The 13,636-nt window shown below is 59.6% G+C and carries 18 protein-coding genes; 7 read left to right on the forward strand and 11 right to left on the reverse strand.

What is annotated here, in order from left to right:
- Nucleotides 1-276 precede the first annotated feature (276 nt).
- Both PMI20_RS24330 and PMI20_RS24335 read left to right on the forward strand, forming a co-directional pair.
- The gene (locus tag PMI20_RS24330) at nt 277-696 is read left to right on the forward strand and encodes an organic hydroperoxide resistance protein (RefSeq protein WP_007931402.1); all 420 of its coding nucleotides are present in this window, start codon (nt 277-279) and stop codon (nt 694-696) included.
- A gap of 41 nt (nt 697-737) precedes the next feature.
- Nucleotides 738-1,751, forward strand: coding sequence for an alpha/beta hydrolase (locus tag PMI20_RS24335; RefSeq protein ID WP_007931400.1), 1,014 nt, complete (start codon nt 738-740; stop codon nt 1,749-1,751).
- An 81-nt stretch (nt 1,752-1,832) separates the two neighbouring features.
- Here PMI20_RS24335 and PMI20_RS24340 read toward each other — a convergent pair whose 3' ends face one another.
- Entirely contained in the window at nt 1,833-2,405 is a 573-nt protein-coding gene (locus tag PMI20_RS24340; protein ID WP_007931398.1) for an elongation factor P, read from the reverse strand.
- Nucleotides 2,406-2,453: 48 nt separating this feature from the next.
- The gene (earP, locus tag PMI20_RS24345) at nt 2,454-3,587 is read right to left on the reverse strand and encodes an elongation factor P maturation arginine rhamnosyltransferase EarP (protein ID WP_007931390.1); all 1,134 of its coding nucleotides are present in this window, start codon (nt 3,585-3,587) and stop codon (nt 2,454-2,456) included.
- Between the two features lie 122 nt (nt 3,588-3,709).
- Here earP and PMI20_RS24350 point away from each other — a divergent pair, with 122 nt between their 5' ends.
- Entirely contained in the window at nt 3,710-4,105 is a 396-nt protein-coding gene (locus PMI20_RS24350) for a hypothetical protein (protein ID WP_007931389.1), read from the forward strand.
- 2 nt (nt 4,106-4,107) lie between these two features.
- Nucleotides 4,108-4,590 carry a GreA/GreB family elongation factor gene (locus PMI20_RS24355; RefSeq protein WP_007931388.1) on the forward strand — a complete coding sequence of 161 codons (483 nt, stop codon included), beginning with the start codon at nt 4,108-4,110 and terminating at the stop codon, nt 4,588-4,590.
- Nucleotides 4,591-4,597: 7 nt separating this feature from the next.
- On the opposite strand, the gene cysB is transcribed toward PMI20_RS24355, so the two are convergent.
- From cysB to PMI20_RS24380, 5 genes are all read right to left on the reverse strand, one after another.
- The gene (cysB, locus tag PMI20_RS24360) at nt 4,598-5,572 is read right to left on the reverse strand and encodes an HTH-type transcriptional regulator CysB (protein ID WP_007931387.1); all 975 of its coding nucleotides are present in this window, start codon (nt 5,570-5,572) and stop codon (nt 4,598-4,600) included.
- 112 nt (nt 5,573-5,684) lie between these two features.
- The gene (locus tag PMI20_RS24365) at nt 5,685-6,185 is read right to left on the reverse strand and encodes a universal stress protein (RefSeq protein ID WP_007931386.1); all 501 of its coding nucleotides are present in this window, start codon (nt 6,183-6,185) and stop codon (nt 5,685-5,687) included.
- A gap of 93 nt (nt 6,186-6,278) precedes the next feature.
- On the reverse strand, nt 6,279-7,184 hold the full coding sequence (locus PMI20_RS24370; protein WP_007931385.1) for a 5'-nucleotidase: 906 nt from the start codon (nt 7,182-7,184) through the stop codon (nt 6,279-6,281).
- A gap of 23 nt (nt 7,185-7,207) precedes the next feature.
- Entirely contained in the window at nt 7,208-8,164 is a 957-nt protein-coding gene (locus PMI20_RS24375) for a putative 2-dehydropantoate 2-reductase (protein ID WP_007931384.1), read from the reverse strand.
- Nucleotides 8,164-8,550, reverse strand: coding sequence for a thioredoxin family protein (locus PMI20_RS24380; protein ID WP_037035927.1), 387 nt, complete (start codon nt 8,548-8,550; stop codon nt 8,164-8,166). Before PMI20_RS24380 ends, PMI20_RS24375 begins: the two co-directional genes overlap by 1 nt.
- On the opposite strand from PMI20_RS24380, the gene PMI20_RS24385 reads away from it, so the two are divergent.
- Together PMI20_RS24385 and PMI20_RS24390 are read left to right on the forward strand one after the other, a co-directional pair.
- Nucleotides 8,549-8,992 carry a PilZ domain-containing protein gene (locus tag PMI20_RS24385; protein WP_007931382.1) on the forward strand — a complete coding sequence of 148 codons (444 nt, stop codon included), beginning with the start codon at nt 8,549-8,551 and terminating at the stop codon, nt 8,990-8,992. The genes PMI20_RS24380 and PMI20_RS24385 overlap by 2 nt on opposite strands.
- Before the next feature lie 131 nt (nt 8,993-9,123).
- The gene (locus tag PMI20_RS24390; RefSeq protein ID WP_007931381.1) at nt 9,124-10,200 is read left to right on the forward strand and encodes a 3-deoxy-7-phosphoheptulonate synthase; all 1,077 of its coding nucleotides are present in this window, start codon (nt 9,124-9,126) and stop codon (nt 10,198-10,200) included.
- A gap of 59 nt (nt 10,201-10,259) precedes the next feature.
- Here PMI20_RS24390 and PMI20_RS24395 read toward each other — a convergent pair whose 3' ends face one another.
- Nucleotides 10,260-10,541: a GNAT family N-acetyltransferase gene (locus tag PMI20_RS24395; protein ID WP_007931380.1), complete on the reverse strand. Its 282-nt coding sequence runs from the start codon at nt 10,539-10,541 to the stop codon at nt 10,260-10,262.
- 674 nt (nt 10,542-11,215) lie between these two features.
- On the opposite strand from PMI20_RS24395, the gene oprI reads away from it, so the two are divergent.
- Nucleotides 11,216-11,467: an outer membrane lipoprotei OprI gene (oprI, locus tag PMI20_RS24400; RefSeq protein WP_003448337.1), complete on the forward strand. Its 252-nt coding sequence runs from the start codon at nt 11,216-11,218 to the stop codon at nt 11,465-11,467.
- 126 nt (nt 11,468-11,593) lie between these two features.
- Here the strand turns inward: oprI and PMI20_RS24405 are convergent, their stop codons facing one another.
- The 3 genes from PMI20_RS24405 to PMI20_RS24415 all read right to left on the reverse strand — a co-directional run bounded on the left by PMI20_RS24405 (nt 11,594) and on the right by PMI20_RS24415 (nt 13,634).
- Nucleotides 11,594-12,562, reverse strand: coding sequence for a L,D-transpeptidase family protein (locus tag PMI20_RS24405; protein WP_007931379.1), 969 nt, complete (start codon nt 12,560-12,562; stop codon nt 11,594-11,596).
- 116 nt (nt 12,563-12,678) lie between these two features.
- Entirely contained in the window at nt 12,679-12,972 is a 294-nt protein-coding gene (locus PMI20_RS24410) for a hypothetical protein (protein ID WP_007931378.1), read from the reverse strand.
- A gap of 56 nt (nt 12,973-13,028) precedes the next feature.
- Entirely contained in the window at nt 13,029-13,634 is a 606-nt protein-coding gene (locus PMI20_RS24415; protein ID WP_007931377.1) for an arylesterase, read from the reverse strand.
- Between the last annotated feature and the right edge of the window lie 2 nt (nt 13,635-13,636).

Genomic DNA, 13,636 nt, shown 5'->3' on the forward strand with positions numbered 1-13,636 from the left:
CGCTCTCGCGAGCACACCCCGCCCCTCTCCAGGAGCGCTTGCTCGCGATTCTCTCTGTTTCGATGCCGCTAATAGCGTATCGACGAAAAAATTTCTCGATAAAAATATTATTTAAATCATTCTCTTAGCCAAAAAACATGGACTGCTGGCAAGCGTTTTCGAGTTTTTTTCAAAAATTTATATTGCGCACTAAATATTTGAGCGATACATTTATTTCGCACTTACTTAGCGCGCAAATATTTAGTGCAAAACTTCGAAACCCAAGAGGCTCACACCATGCAAACTCTCTATACCGCAGTCGCAACCGCAACCGGTGGCCGTGATGGTCGCGCCGTCTCCAGCGACAACATCCTCGACGTCAAACTCTCCACCCCCAAAGAACTCGGTGGTGCCGGCGGCCAGGCGACCAACCCTGAGCAACTCTTCGCCGCCGGCTACTCCGCCTGCTTTATCGGCGCCCTGAAATTCGTCGCCAGCCAAAGCAAGCGCAAGATCCCGGACAACGCGTCGATCACTGCGCACGTCGGCATCGGCCAGATTCCTGGCGGCTTCGGCCTGGACATCGACCTGCATATCAGCCTGCCAGGTCTTGAACAGAACGACGCGCAGTCCCTGGTCGAAGCGGCTCACCAGGTCTGCCCTTACTCCAACGCCACCCGCGGCAACGTCGACGTACGTCTGCACGTGACTGTCTAACCCAGCTGCGCGCCAGCGCCCGCACCGCCCAGGAGACGAACATGAACACTTTCAGCAAGGTCTTGACCGGTAGCCTTCTCGCCCTGTCCATCAACACGGCGTTCGCCGAAGGCGGGGTCGAACACAACACCCAGGCGTTCCTCGACGCCTTGAACGCCGGCAGCGGCAAGCCGATGGAACAGATGACACCCAAAGAGGCCCGAGCCGTGCTGGTCGGCGCCCAGGCCGGGGTCAAGCTGACGCTGCCCAAGGCGGATGTCAGCCAGAAGACCATCGACGTCGACGGCCAGGCCATCAGCCTGACCGTCGTCAGGCCGGCCGGGGTGAAAGGCACGTTGCCAGTGTTCATGTTTTTCCACGGCGGCGGCTGGGTGCTGGGAGACTTCCCGACCCACGAACGGCTGGTGCGGGACCTGGTGGTGGGGTCAGGGGCGGCGGCGGTATTCGTCAATTACACGCCGTCCCCGGAAGCTCATTACCCGGTGGCGATCAATCAGGCTTACGCGGCCACCCAATGGGTGGCCGAGCATGGCCGGGAAATCAACGTCGACGGCAAGCGCCTGGCGGTTGCCGGCAACAGCGTCGGCGGCAACATGGCCGCCGTGGTCAGCCTGATGGCCAAGGACAAGGGCACGCCGGCGATCCGGTTCCAGCTGTTGTTGTGGCCGGTGACCGACGCGAATTTCGAAACGGCGTCGTATAACCAATATGCCGAGGGGCACTTTCTCAGCAAAAACATGATGAAGTGGTTCTGGGACAACTACACCACCGATGCCCGGCAGCGTAACGAGATCTACGCTTCACCGCTGCGCGCCACCAGCGCCCAGCTCAAGGGCCTGCCACCCGCGCTGATCCAGACGGCCGGCGCCGACGTACTGCGCGACGAAGGCGAAGCCTATGCCCGTAAGCTGGACGAAGCCGGCGTGACCGTGACCTCGGTGCGCTACAACGGGATGATCCATGACTACGGCCTGCTCAACGTGGTCAGCCAGGTACCCGCGGTGCGTTCGGCACTGCTGCAGGCATCCGATGAGCTCAAGCAACATCTGAAGTAAGTTTGCCACCCAGGCCTTCGGCCACAAAAAAGCCCGACTCAATGGTCGGGCTTTTTCGTGGCTAAGGATTCAAGCAGGGGCTTAAACCTTGGCGCGGCCTTTGTAGGAGCCGCCTTCGCGAGTATCGATCTCGATCATGTCGCCGATTTCGATGAAGTCAGCAACCGACAGCTCGGTACCGTTCTTCAGTTTGGCAGGCTTCATCACCTTGCCGGAAGTGTCGCCGCGAGCGGAGCCTTCGGTGTAGTCAACCTGGCGCACGATGGTGGTCGGCAGGTCAACGGAAACCAGACGGTCTTCGAAGAACACGGCTTCGCAAACGTCGGTCATGCCTTCTTCGATGAACGGCAGAACGGCTTCGATGTCTTCAGCGTTCAGCTCGTACATGGTGTAGTCGGTGGTGTCCATGAACGTGTAGGTGTCGCCGCTGATGAACGACAGGGTCGCTTCTTTGCGATCCAGGATCACGTCGTCCAGTTTGTCGTCCGCACCGTAAACGGTTTCGGTCTTGTAACCGGTCAGCAGGTTCTTCAGCTTGGTCTTCATGATCGCGCTGTTACGACCGGACTTGGTGAATTCAGCTTTCTGAACCAGCCAAGGATCGTTGTCGATACGGATCACGGTACCGGGTTTGAGTTCTTTACCAGTTTTCATTGCGAATATCCGAATTTGGATGGGATTTACAAAAATCTAGGCCGCGTATCATATCCAATTTAGGTAAAACTGCACCAGCGCCGCAGCAAGATCGGGCTGCGAGCCCTGTTCCAGACACCACTTTTCGGCGTGAACAGCCACTTCCGGCCAGTGTTCGAGCAGCTTTTTCCAGCCTTGCGCCATCTCGCCTCCGGCATTCCAGGCCCGCCACAGGTCGATCAGCGCCGCCTTGGCCTCTGGCGACAGCCCCTGCGTATAAAGCTCGAGAAAGGCGTCGAGCTTGTCCAGGTGAATGTCTTCGTCCTGTTGATAAATGTGCCAGAGCATCGGCCGGCCGGCCCATTGCGCACGCACGAACGAGTCCTCACCGCGTACCGCGTTGAAATCGCAGGACCACAGGAGCTGGTCGTATTCCTCCTGTCGGACGAACGGCAGCACCTGTACCGTCAAGGCCCCACGGACCTGCACCGCACCCGCCGCCAGCGCCTCGACACCCAGCCAGTGTTGTACGTCACCGAGGATCCGCCCTTCGGGAACCAGCAGATGGGTAGCCCGCGAGTCGGCAGCCAGCGCTTGCAGCCAACTGGCCAGGCCGGCGTTCTCATAGGCGAACAGCGACATCAATCGCGCGCCAGGTGCTGCAAATACGCCGAGCCCTTCCAGGAAACGTTGCCGGGCCAGGGGGTCTTGCTGAAATGCCCTGCGCCGCTCCAGCAATCCAGCCTCGCGTAGCAGCCCACCGGTGCCGGCTTGAAACCCGGGGAAAAAGAAGTACTTCTGCACGCCCTTGAACTTCACCGAGGGCAGGCCGTGGCAGCCGGTCACCCAGGTCTCGGCGCTGAGGTAATCGAGGTTCAACCACAAAGGGGTATGTTCACGCTCGGCCATCGCCTCCATATAAGCCGCTGGCAACTGGCAGGCAAAGGCCGCGATCACCACATCGGCAGCCGCCACCGGCGACCACTCGGTTGGCCAGTGACGCACATCGACACCTTCCTGCCATTGCTGAGGCAAGGTGATATCGATGGACGGACACAAACGCTCGAAGGCCCGCAGGTCATCCACCCACAGCCGCACCGCGCACTGATGCTCGGCCACCAGTTGCCGGGCCAGCCGCCAGGTCACGCCGATATCGCCGTAGTTGTCGACGACGCTGCAGAAAATATCCCAGGAGGCTTTCATTCCGGGCTCCATTTGGCAAAGGCGCCGATTGTCCGCATAAATGGTCACAGACAGAAGAGCCAACGCCGATAATCTTCGTGCGACAATCGCAGCTTGCCGACACCGCCTGCCAGGAGGCTGCCATGCCCTATCGCCCGACATCCCGTCGATCATTACGTATCAGCGTAAACGCACTTCAACTCAGCGGCAGTATTGCCCTGGGATTGTGGCTGGGTTTTCTGGCGATCGCCCTGACCTGCTGGCTGGCCTGGCGTTTTCTGTTCGACCAGCAATTGGCGCCCGTCGCCCAGGCCGTGCAACAGCTGGCAAAACCGCCCAGCGCGGAATCGGCGGCGTCCAACCGCATGTTCGAGCAGTACCAGGAAAACCTGCGTAAAAACGAACAACAGCAGGCCCTGGATAATGCGCGCAGCAACCTGCGCAACCAGTCCAACCCGAAATGCCAGTTCTGGTTGCAACAGGACCAGACGGCGCCGAGCGAAAAGAGCCGGGCCAACGTCCTGCAATTCTGCGATTGATCATGAACAAACCTACGGTCCACCAACTGATTCTCGACAAACTCCGTGGCGATCTGGAGATCGCTCAGCGTGCGGCGCAGACCGCCTATGAGACGGCGACCCACGAAGAGAACATTGCCGAAAACAAATACGACACCCTGGGGCTCGAGGCCTCCTATCTCGCCGCCGGCCAGGCCAGGCGCGTCGAGGAAATCCGGCAGGCGCTGGCGCTCTGCCAGAACCTGACCCTGCGCCCGTACGACGAGCAGGTTGGTATCCAGGTCGGCGCGCTGCTGGGCCTCGAAGACGAAAACGGCCACGAACAATGGCTGTTCCTGGCGCCGGATGGGGCGGGACTGAAGGTAGAGGTGGTGGGGCAACCGGTGACTGTCATCACCCCTCGTTCACCGTTGGGCAAAGGCCTGCTGGGCAAGTTCGAGGGGGATGAACTGGAGATCGTCGTCGCGGGCGCTCGGCAACAGTTCGCTGTCACCGAGGTCAAGTAAGCCCGACTTAGTGGACAGGCAGTTCGACGCCGTCGAACAGCTCTTCGAGTTCCTGCTTGTTGTGGCACTGAATGGCCTTGGCCATCACTTCGCGCGTCAGGTGCGGCGCGAACTTCTCGATGAAGTCGCACATGAAGCCACGCAGGAAAGTGCCGCGACGGAACCCGATCTTGGTGATGCTCGACTCGAACAGTTCGCTGGCATCCAGTACCACCAGATCGCTATCAAGCTTGGTATCGACCGCCATCTTGGCAACGATGCCCACACCCAGGCCCAGGCGTACGTAAGTCTTGATCACGTCGGCGTCGGCGGCGGTGAACACCACCTTCGGCGTCAAGCCTCGATGGCTGAAGGCTTCGTCGAGCTTGGAGCGGCCGGTAAAACCGAACACGTAAGTCACGATCGGGTATTCGGCGAGGGTTTCCAGGGTCAGCTTCGGCAGCTTGGTCAGCGGGTGGCCCTGCGGTACCACTACGCAACGGTTCCAGCGGTAGCACGGCATCATCACCAGATCGCCGAACAGCTCCAGCGCTTCGGTGGCGATGGCGAAGTCGACGGTGCCATCGGCAGCCATTTCGGCGATCTGCATCGGCGAGCCCTGATGCATGTGCAACGCCACATCCGGATACTGCTTGATAAAGCTGCTGATCACCGGCGGCAAGGCATAACGGGCCTGGGTATGGGTGGTGGCGATCGACAGGGTGCCTTTCTTCTCGTTGGAGAATTCCTGGGCGATCTGCTTGATGCTTTCGACCTTGCGCAGGATCTCGCCAGCGGTGGTGATGATGCGTTCGCCAGCCGGGGTGACGCGAGTCAGGTGCTTGCCGCTACGAGCGAATACCTCGACCCCCAACTCGTCCTCGAGCAGGCGGATCTGCTTGCTGATACCCGGTTGCGAGGTATAAAGGCTTTGGGCTGTAGCAGAGACGTTGAGGTCGTGGTGCGCCACTTCCCAGATGTAGCGCAATTGTTGAAGCTTCATATGAATCCCTCAAAGCAGGTAGACGCCACGGGCATCAGCGACGGTATATAACTATATTAATGGTTCGAAGAATAAATCTAGAACTTTTCTTCAGAAAATTCCAACAAGCGCGTCAGATATCTCCGAGCCGCCGACGCTGTACCAAGGGCACCAGGTAAACCGGAACCTTGGCCAGTTGCAGTACCCTGGCTGCCGTCCTGCCCAATGGAGTTTCACCGCCCGCCCCATGGCTGTGACTTCCTACGATCAACAAATCCACAGAGAGTTTCGACGCCTGCTCGAGAATGACGTGCGAGGGGTCCCCCTGGAAGACCCTGACCGACTGAATCAGCGCGAGATCCTGCATGCCCTCCCCCAACTCTTCGCGAAAGCTGTCGAGTACCCGTTGTTCGATATTCGCCATCACCGTGCTCAGACCCTGGCTGTGAAACTCATTCAGGGCCTGTTCGTCGAGATAACTCTGCAACACCGACTCGGCAAACAGTCCCATGGGCTCCACCGCATGAACCACGTGCAATTCGGCATTGAATGTTCGAGCCAGCTCCAGGGCATGTTGCATCACGTAGGGCGCATACAGACCGAGGTCAGTGGCATACAGCATCGAACGAATCATATGACCTCCTCGACTGCCAATATGGCGGAGATTGATTCAGCTTAGCAGTGCCAAGGCGACTACGACGTCCCGCGCAAGCCCGTGAACATTGAGCTAAACCTTGGTTTCGTTGCTGATACCGTGGGGTACATGACCGGTGGCGACCACTTCGCGGGCCAGTTCGCAATGACCCGCCTGATCGTCGAAGAACACATCGGCGGCGAAGGCTTCGAGAAAGGCGGCCTTCTCCAGGCCGCCCAGGAACAACGACTCGTCCAGGCGGATATCCCATTCGCGCAGGGTGCGGATCACTCGCTCATGGGCCGGGGCCGAACGCGCCGTCACCAGGGCGGTGCGGATCGGACAACCATCGTCGGGGAATTCGCGCTGCAACAGATTGAGCGCGGCGAGGAAGCCTTTGAACGGCCCCCCACGCAACGGCTCGCGGGCGGACTCGCGCTCCTTGGCCTGAAAGGCTTCCAGGCCACCGAGCTGATAGACCCGTTCCGACTCATCGGAAAACAGCACGGCGTCACCGTCGAAGGCGATCCGCAGTTCGGCGCTGGCGGCGCGTCGGGCGCCACCGGAAAGAATGGTCGCCGCGGCGAACCCGGCGTCCAGTGCGCTGCGCACATCTTCGGCGTGGGTGGAAAGAAACAGGTCGCAGCCAAAGGCCGCTAGGTAGGGATAAGGGCTGCGCCCACCAACAAACGCGGCCCGGGAAATATCCAGGCCGTAATGCTGAATCGAGTTGAAGACCCGCAGGCCGGTGTCGGCACTGTTACGCGACACCAGCACCACCTCGACCCGCGCCCGGCCGAGGCTGGCATTGAGGCTCAAGAGTTTTTTCACCAGGGGAAAAGCATCGCCCGGTTCGAGGGACTCCTCCTCGTGATCGATCTGATACTTGCGGTAGGCCTCGACCCCCTCGGCCAGATAGACCTTATGGCTCTCGCTGAGATCGAACAGGGCCCGCGATGAAATCGCCACCACCAGTTTACCGCCCAAGCCCTTTGCCATATCCCTTCCCCCCGATGCTGCGATCAACCGTTATGCCGGTCGATAAAACTCAACGCCTGATACAAGGCTTCCATTTTCGGCAGCTCGCATCCCGCCGCCTTGGCCGCGGCCAATGGCGCGGCATAGATGGCCGACAACTCCAGCGCACGCTTGTGCTGGTAGTCGTGGTACATGCTCGGCCAATAGTCCGGCATGCCTTCGGTCACCTTGAACAAGTGCTCAGCATAGCCGTCCGGCATGCTGTGACCACAGGCCAGGGCGCCTTGCACCACTTCACGCATCAAGGCCTGAATCAGCTCGCGGCTGTCGGCATCGGCCATCAGCGGCGTGGTGCTGGCGTTGAGCAATACCGACAAACCGTTATAGGGCACGTTCCACACCAGTTTCTGCCAGCGCGCCTGCTGCAGGTTGGCCATGGCCTGGGAGCCGATACCGGCCTTGCGGAACAGTGCCGCCCCCTCCTCCACTATCGCCTGGCGCTGCGACTCGTCCTGCGCTGCCGGGCCACTGTGATACCCCAGGTTCACCGCGCCCAGCGCCTGATGCTCGATCACCCCGGGGCCGGCACGGTGCACGCAGATAAAACACAGGCCGCCCAACAGATGCAGCGAGTCGGGAAGCAGGTCGCGCAGGCCATCTTCCACATCCAGGCCATTCTGCAGCAACAGCACCTTGGCGCCGGGAGCCGCCGCGCGAAGAATCGCCGGAGCCAGCTCGGCGTTGCTGGTGGTCTTGGCCCCCACCAGCAGCCAATCGCAGGGCGGCATATCTTCGGCACTGGCATAGGCCTGGACCGGGTTCAGGGTCAGCTCACCATGCACCGCGCTATGCAGTTGCAACCCCCGCTCGGTGACCGCGGCGAATTCGCTGCGCAGCAGGAAATGCACATCCAGGCCGGCTCGCGCCAGCAACACCCCGTAGAAACCACCGATCGCTCCGGTACCGATAATGCCGATTCGCGGCGTGTGGACTGCTTCCATCAAGGCAACTCCTCTGGAATTCGATTCAGCGCCTGTGCCAGTCGCTCGCTGAGCTCGCCGGGTGTCAGGCGCGACTGCAAAGCCCCATAAAACTCACCGTCGCGTACCACGAACAGTGCCGGCAAGTGAAACACCTGATAACGCTCGACCGCGCCGCCATTGTTTCCCGCATCGATCCAGCACAACCGCTCGATCGGCAGATCGAAGCCGGGCAACTGCTGCCGGGCCCAGCGACAACTGGCGCAGCCGACACTGGTGAATATCACCATTGAAACACCGCTCATCGCCAACAGCCGCTGATCGATATCGAAATCAGTCAGCTCCAATTCGACCACTATACTGGGGGAAACAATGTCACATAGCCGACACTCGGAGTCTGCGTTCATGGGACGTTTCATTCCTCATCCTGACGATGTTCCGGTTGAGATGACCTTACGCGAGCACGCATGTATTTCGCGGCAACGGTTGCACACTATCAGCCTCGGCGGCATGGCTTGCAATTATCACCGCGCCTGGCGCCGCGGCACCGCACTGGAAATCTGCATCCCCACTCTGGGTGAAAACGCCCGCTACAACGGCTATGTGGCCTGGTGCCTGCGACGCAAGCATGGCTATCTGGTGGGGATCGCCTTCATCGACGAGCAGACCCTGTTTCATGCCCGGATGAGTGAGCAGGTGTGCCAGATCACCCACTACTGCCACCTGCATGAGCCCCAGGCTGAGCAGCGACAGATCGAAGCCCTGGCCCAGCAATGGGTCGAACAGCATGCCGCCGAGTTCTCCCATGACCGGGTTCACCAGGCTTTTATGCAGCCAGCGCTGGATTAAACCCGCCTCTGCCCATTGTCGAGCCCCGGTGTAACGCGCTAAGGTTCGGCTCCCCGACGCGCTTAAATCCGCTGTGCACCGCCGCGCGGGGATCGCTGGCGGCCGGCACCCGTGACCTGACGAGTAACACGATGGCTGATTTACCGATCAACGACCTTAACGTCGCCTCCAACGAAACCCTGATCACTCCCGACCAGCTCAAGCGTGACATCCCGCTGAGCGACGCCGCCCTGCGCACCGTGACCAAGGGTCGCGAAGTGATCCGCAATATTCTCGACGGCACCGACCACCGCCTGTTCGTCGTCATCGGCCCGTGCTCGATCCACGACATCAAGGCGGCTCACGAATATGCCGAGCGCCTGAAAGTCCTGGCCGCCGAAGTCCGCGACACCCTTTATCTGGTGATGCGCGTGTACTTCGAGAAACCACGGACCACCGTTGGCTGGAAAGGCTTGATCAACGACCCGTACCTGGACGACTCGTTCAAGATCCAGGACGGCCTGCACATCGGTCGCCAGCTGCTGCTGGACCTGGCCGAGATGGGCCTGCCGACCGCCACCGAAGCGCTGGACCCGATCTCCCCGCAATACCTGCAGGACCTGATCAGCTGGTCGGCGATCGGTGCACGTACCACCGAATCCCAGACCCACCGCGAGATGGCTTCCGGCCTGTCCTCGGCGGTAGGTTTCAAGAACGGCACCGACGGTGGCCTGACCGTTGCCATCAACGCCCTGCAATCGGTTTCCAGCCCTCACCGCTTCCTCGGCATCAACCAGGAAGGCGGCGTATCCATCGTCACCACCAAGGGCAATGCCTACGGTCACGTGGTTCTGCGCGGCGGCAATGGCAAGCCGAACTATGATTCGGTCAGCGTGGCCCTCTGCGAGCAGGCGCTGAATAAGGCGAAGATCAAGCCGAACATCATGGTCGACTGCAGTCACGCCAACTCCAACAAGGACCCGGCCTTGCAGCCGCTGGTAATGGAGAACGTGGCCAACCAGATTCTAGAAGGCAACCAGTCGATCATCGGCCTGATGGTCGAAAGCCACCTGAACTGGGGCTGCCAGGCAATTCCCAAGGACCTGGCCGAACTGCAATACGGCGTGTCGATCACCGATGCCTGCATCGATTGGGAAAGCACCGAGAAAACCTTGCGCAGCATGCACGCCAAGCTCAAGGACGTCCTGCCAAAACGGGTTCGTACCTGACCCCGTATCGCAGACACAAAAACGCCGGGCCAAGCCCGGCGTTTTTTTGGCGTCCCCGCTCAGAGTTTCGCGGCGTGGCGCTGATGGCGCTCCATATAGCGCTCCACATATGAGCACGACGGAATTACCGTGTAACCCATGCGGTCAGCATATTCCAACGCCTGCTCGGTCAGTGCTGCGGCAATACCACGACCACGCAGCGCGTTAGGCACGAACGTCCGATAAATATCCAGGGTCTGCTTACCCAGGTCCATATAGGTCAGGTAGGCACGATGACCGTCCACATTGGTCTCGAATTGATGACCAGCCTGGTCATGGTGGATGGACAACGCCTCGCTCATCACTACTCCTCGCGGGTCTTGGATTCTGACCCCTACCTTACCGATGTTTTTCCGGCGAAGGAACAACTACGCCACCCCGTGCCTGTCTGGACACCGAGGAGAGCTTGCCGCTCTCGCATGACCGAGCACGTTTCAAATAGTAGGCACCATTGGCACCAATGCTCAAGGGACGCTTGCGTTCAAGCTACTGGCATCAGGCCAGTTTGCTGTCGATGCGTCCTCAGACCTGTTCCCAGATACATGCAAAACGCTCGATCAAACCGCCTGAGGATCAACAACCTGAACATCGCCGGATGTTGAGATTTAAGACGAACCCACCCATTTAAAGTCACCTCAACATGGACAAAGATGCGTGAGGCGCCCCACAGATTCTGAACAAAAGTGTAGACGAGTCGATATAGATAGACTTTAGCCTACACTCCGCAAGCGCCGTGCAAAGGGGTTCTACGGCAGATACGGTCAACAAGCGCAACCTCCCAACAGGGTGACAAGGTTGCGTATTTTTTATACAGATCAATAAAAAGTTGCTCGAAAAAGATTCAACGCCTAGAATTTTTTTTGCTTCTTGCGCTACGTCAGTTTACTTACTACAAGTAATGGGTAGTATGTACGCCGGCCATTTCATCACTCGGATGAGATAGCTACTTAATAGAAAGTCCTTGAAGGGGAACACGATGAACAACGTTCTGAAATTCTCTGCTCTGGCTCTGGCCGCAGTTCTGGCTACCGGTTGCAGCAGCGTATCCAAAGAAACCGAAGCTCGTCTGACTGCAACTGAAGACGCAGCAGCTCGTGCCCAGGCTCGTGCAGACGAAGCCTACCGTAAAGCTGATGAAGCTCTGGCTGCTGCTCAAAAAGCACAACAGACTGCTGACGAAGCTAACGAGCGCGCTCTGCGTATGCTGGAAAAAGCTAGCCGCAAGTAATAATCCCTCGGGATTATTATCGAGCCGACCCATTTATTGGGTCGGCTTTTTTATTGCCCGGGTTTTCTTGCGGCAATAAAAAACCCGTCGACGCCCGGAGGCATCGACGGGTTACTGTTCCAGCCGTTACTGCTGCATATCGATAGGCAGCGCCGATACTACGGGCGCAGTGGTCGGTACGGCGATCTCTACCGGTAAACCATCTTCGGCCGCCACCACGTCGCGCACCACATCCCAGTTCATCCGCAAGTTATTGGCCAGGTCTTCACGCTTGAGCAAGGCGTTGATCACCGCGGTGTGCTTGTCCACGACCGACGGATTGCCCTTGTCATCCAGCGGCGTGTGAGCTTCCAGATAGACTTTGCCAGCGCTGATACCAAACTTGTACGGATCGTTGAGAATGCGCACCGATGTCCCCACTGGCACCATGCTCGCCATTTCCAGGACGTTGTTGTTGAACATCCGGAAGCAGCCGTGGCTGGTGCGCATGCCGATCCCGAACTTCTTGTTCGAACCGTGGATCAGGTAGCCCGGCGTGCCCAGGGTGAACTTGAATGGCCCCAACGGATTGTCCGGACCCGCCGGCACCACGTTTGGCAGCGGGTCACCGTCGGCGGCGTGCTCGGCCTTGATCGAGGCTGGCGGAGTCCAGGTCGGATTCGGCGTCTTCGCGACAATGCTGGTATGGGCGATCGGCGACCCCCAACCTTCCCGGCCGATACCCAGGGGGAAGGTGTACACCACGTTCCGCCCTTTCGGGTAGTAGTACAGGCGATATTCAGCCAGGTTGATCACGATGCCTTCACGAGGTCCCGGCGGCAGGATGAAACGCGTAGGCAACACCACTTCGGTGCCCGCGCCCGGCAACCAGGGATCCACTCCCGGGTTGGCCGCGACCATCTCGTAATAGCCCAGGTCGTAGGTCGTGCCCAGGTCGGCAAAGGTGTCTTCGTACTTGGCCTTGATCACCTGTACCTGACCGACGATATCTTCGCCCGGTGGAGGTAGAGGCAGTTCCAATGCGGCAACGGGGCCGGCCACACAGAAGGCGGCAAGCGTCAGGCAACGGGTGACGACAGGAAAGCGCGGCAACATCCGGAAAATCCTTCGCATGATCAACGAGTAAAAAAGTGATTGTACACCCGCCCCCGTGGCTGCGGGAGCGACAGTTGCATCAGCGCAAGAAGGGAGCCGGGCGAGAACTTGCTGCCTTACAGCTCGAAACGCAACTCTGGCCAGATCGGTGGCGTGCCGCGCTTTTGCGATTCGAGGATCGCCCGGCACAACGGACACAGGCGCTGGTCCTGGAAAATGGTCCGGTCGACACTCGACCAGCGCGGTTGCGCGGGCAGCAAGGTGCCGCACAACGTGCGATCGGCAGAGCCGCCCAGCTCCAGCTGACGCGTCACCAGGTGCACCCGGACTTCCTGGCAGGCGAACAGGTCGAGCTGTTCGTCAGGCTCGATCAGTTGGTAGGCAAACAGGGACCAGGCGGGACGCGGCATCGGGGGCTCCAAATCGGGGGCGCCACATTAGCCGAAACACTGCCGGTAGAAAAGCGTCAAAGCAGCGGTTTTAGCGTCGGCCAGACATTTTCCAGCAACTTGCCCTGAGCGGTGACCGCAGGGTGGATGCCATCGGCCTGCATCAGCTCGGGATTGCCGCCGACTCCTTCCAGAAAAAATGGCACCAGCGCTACGTTTTTTTCATTCGCGAGCTTGCTGTACACCTCGGCAAACGCCTGGGTATAACGCACGCCGTAATTGGGTGGCAGCTGCATGCCAAGCAACAGCACCTTGGCACCACTGGCCTTGGAACTGTCGATCATCGAAGCAAGATTTTGTTGCAATTGCGTGGGCTGTTGCCCACGCAGGCCATCGTTGCCGCCCAACTCGAGAATCACCAGCTCTGGCTTGTGCTCTGCAAGCAGCGCCGGCAGCCGCGCCTGGCCACCTGCGCTGGTGTCTCCACTGATGGAAGCATTGACCACCTTATCGTTGAAACCTTCGCTCTTGAGCCGTTGCTCGAGCAGCGCCACCCACCCCTGCCGGGTATCCAGGCCGAAAGCCGCGCTGATACTATCGCCAACGATCAGGACTGTACCCGCCGCTGCGTTCTGGGCCATGCATATCAAGGCCAGGCCAGCACTCAAAAACCACACACGCATCG

The sequence above is a fragment of the Pseudomonas sp. GM17 genome (assembly GCF_000282175.2).
In the GTDB taxonomy this organism is placed as follows: domain Bacteria; phylum Pseudomonadota; class Gammaproteobacteria; order Pseudomonadales; family Pseudomonadaceae; genus Aquipseudomonas; species Aquipseudomonas chlororaphis.

Excerpts from the sequence above, each read along its gene's own strand:
- PMI20_RS24415 (WP_007931377.1), bottom strand. The coding sequence starts at position 13,634 with ATGCGTGTGTGGTTTTTGAGTGCTGGCCTGGCCTTGATATGCATGGCC.
- PMI20_RS24350 (WP_007931389.1), top strand. The coding sequence starts at position 3,710 with ATGCCCTATCGCCCGACATCCCGTCGATCATTACGTATCAGCGTAAAC.
- PMI20_RS24390 (WP_007931381.1), top strand. The coding sequence starts at position 9,124 with ATGGCTGATTTACCGATCAACGACCTTAACGTCGCCTCCAACGAAACC.
- PMI20_RS24385 (WP_007931382.1), top strand. The coding sequence starts at position 8,549 with ATGGGACGTTTCATTCCTCATCCTGACGATGTTCCGGTTGAGATGACC.
- PMI20_RS24335 (WP_007931400.1), top strand. The coding sequence starts at position 738 with ATGAACACTTTCAGCAAGGTCTTGACCGGTAGCCTTCTCGCCCTGTCC.
- PMI20_RS24340 (WP_007931398.1), bottom strand. The coding sequence starts at position 2,405 with ATGAAAACTGGTAAAGAACTCAAACCCGGTACCGTGATCCGTATCGAC.
- PMI20_RS24365 (WP_007931386.1), bottom strand. The coding sequence starts at position 6,185 with ATGATTCGTTCGATGCTGTATGCCACTGACCTCGGTCTGTATGCGCCC.
- cysB (WP_007931387.1), bottom strand. The coding sequence starts at position 5,572 with ATGAAGCTTCAACAATTGCGCTACATCTGGGAAGTGGCGCACCACGAC.
- PMI20_RS24410 (WP_007931378.1), bottom strand. The coding sequence starts at position 12,972 with ATGCCGCGTCCCGCCTGGTCCCTGTTTGCCTACCAACTGATCGAGCCT.
- PMI20_RS24380 (WP_037035927.1), bottom strand. The coding sequence starts at position 8,550 with ATGAACGCAGACTCCGAGTGTCGGCTATGTGACATTGTTTCCCCCAGT.
- PMI20_RS24375 (WP_007931384.1), bottom strand. The coding sequence starts at position 8,164 with ATGGAAGCAGTCCACACGCCGCGAATCGGCATTATCGGTACCGGAGCG.
- earP (WP_007931390.1), bottom strand. The coding sequence starts at position 3,587 with ATGAAAGCCTCCTGGGATATTTTCTGCAGCGTCGTCGACAACTACGGC.
- PMI20_RS24355 (WP_007931388.1), top strand. The coding sequence starts at position 4,108 with ATGAACAAACCTACGGTCCACCAACTGATTCTCGACAAACTCCGTGGC.
- PMI20_RS24370 (WP_007931385.1), bottom strand. The coding sequence starts at position 7,184 with ATGGCAAAGGGCTTGGGCGGTAAACTGGTGGTGGCGATTTCATCGCGG.
- PMI20_RS24405 (WP_007931379.1), bottom strand. The coding sequence starts at position 12,562 with ATGTTGCCGCGCTTTCCTGTCGTCACCCGTTGCCTGACGCTTGCCGCC.
- PMI20_RS24395 (WP_007931380.1), bottom strand. The coding sequence starts at position 10,541 with ATGAGCGAGGCGTTGTCCATCCACCATGACCAGGCTGGTCATCAATTC.
- PMI20_RS24330 (WP_007931402.1), top strand. The coding sequence starts at position 277 with ATGCAAACTCTCTATACCGCAGTCGCAACCGCAACCGGTGGCCGTGAT.
- oprI (WP_003448337.1), top strand. The coding sequence starts at position 11,216 with ATGAACAACGTTCTGAAATTCTCTGCTCTGGCTCTGGCCGCAGTTCTG.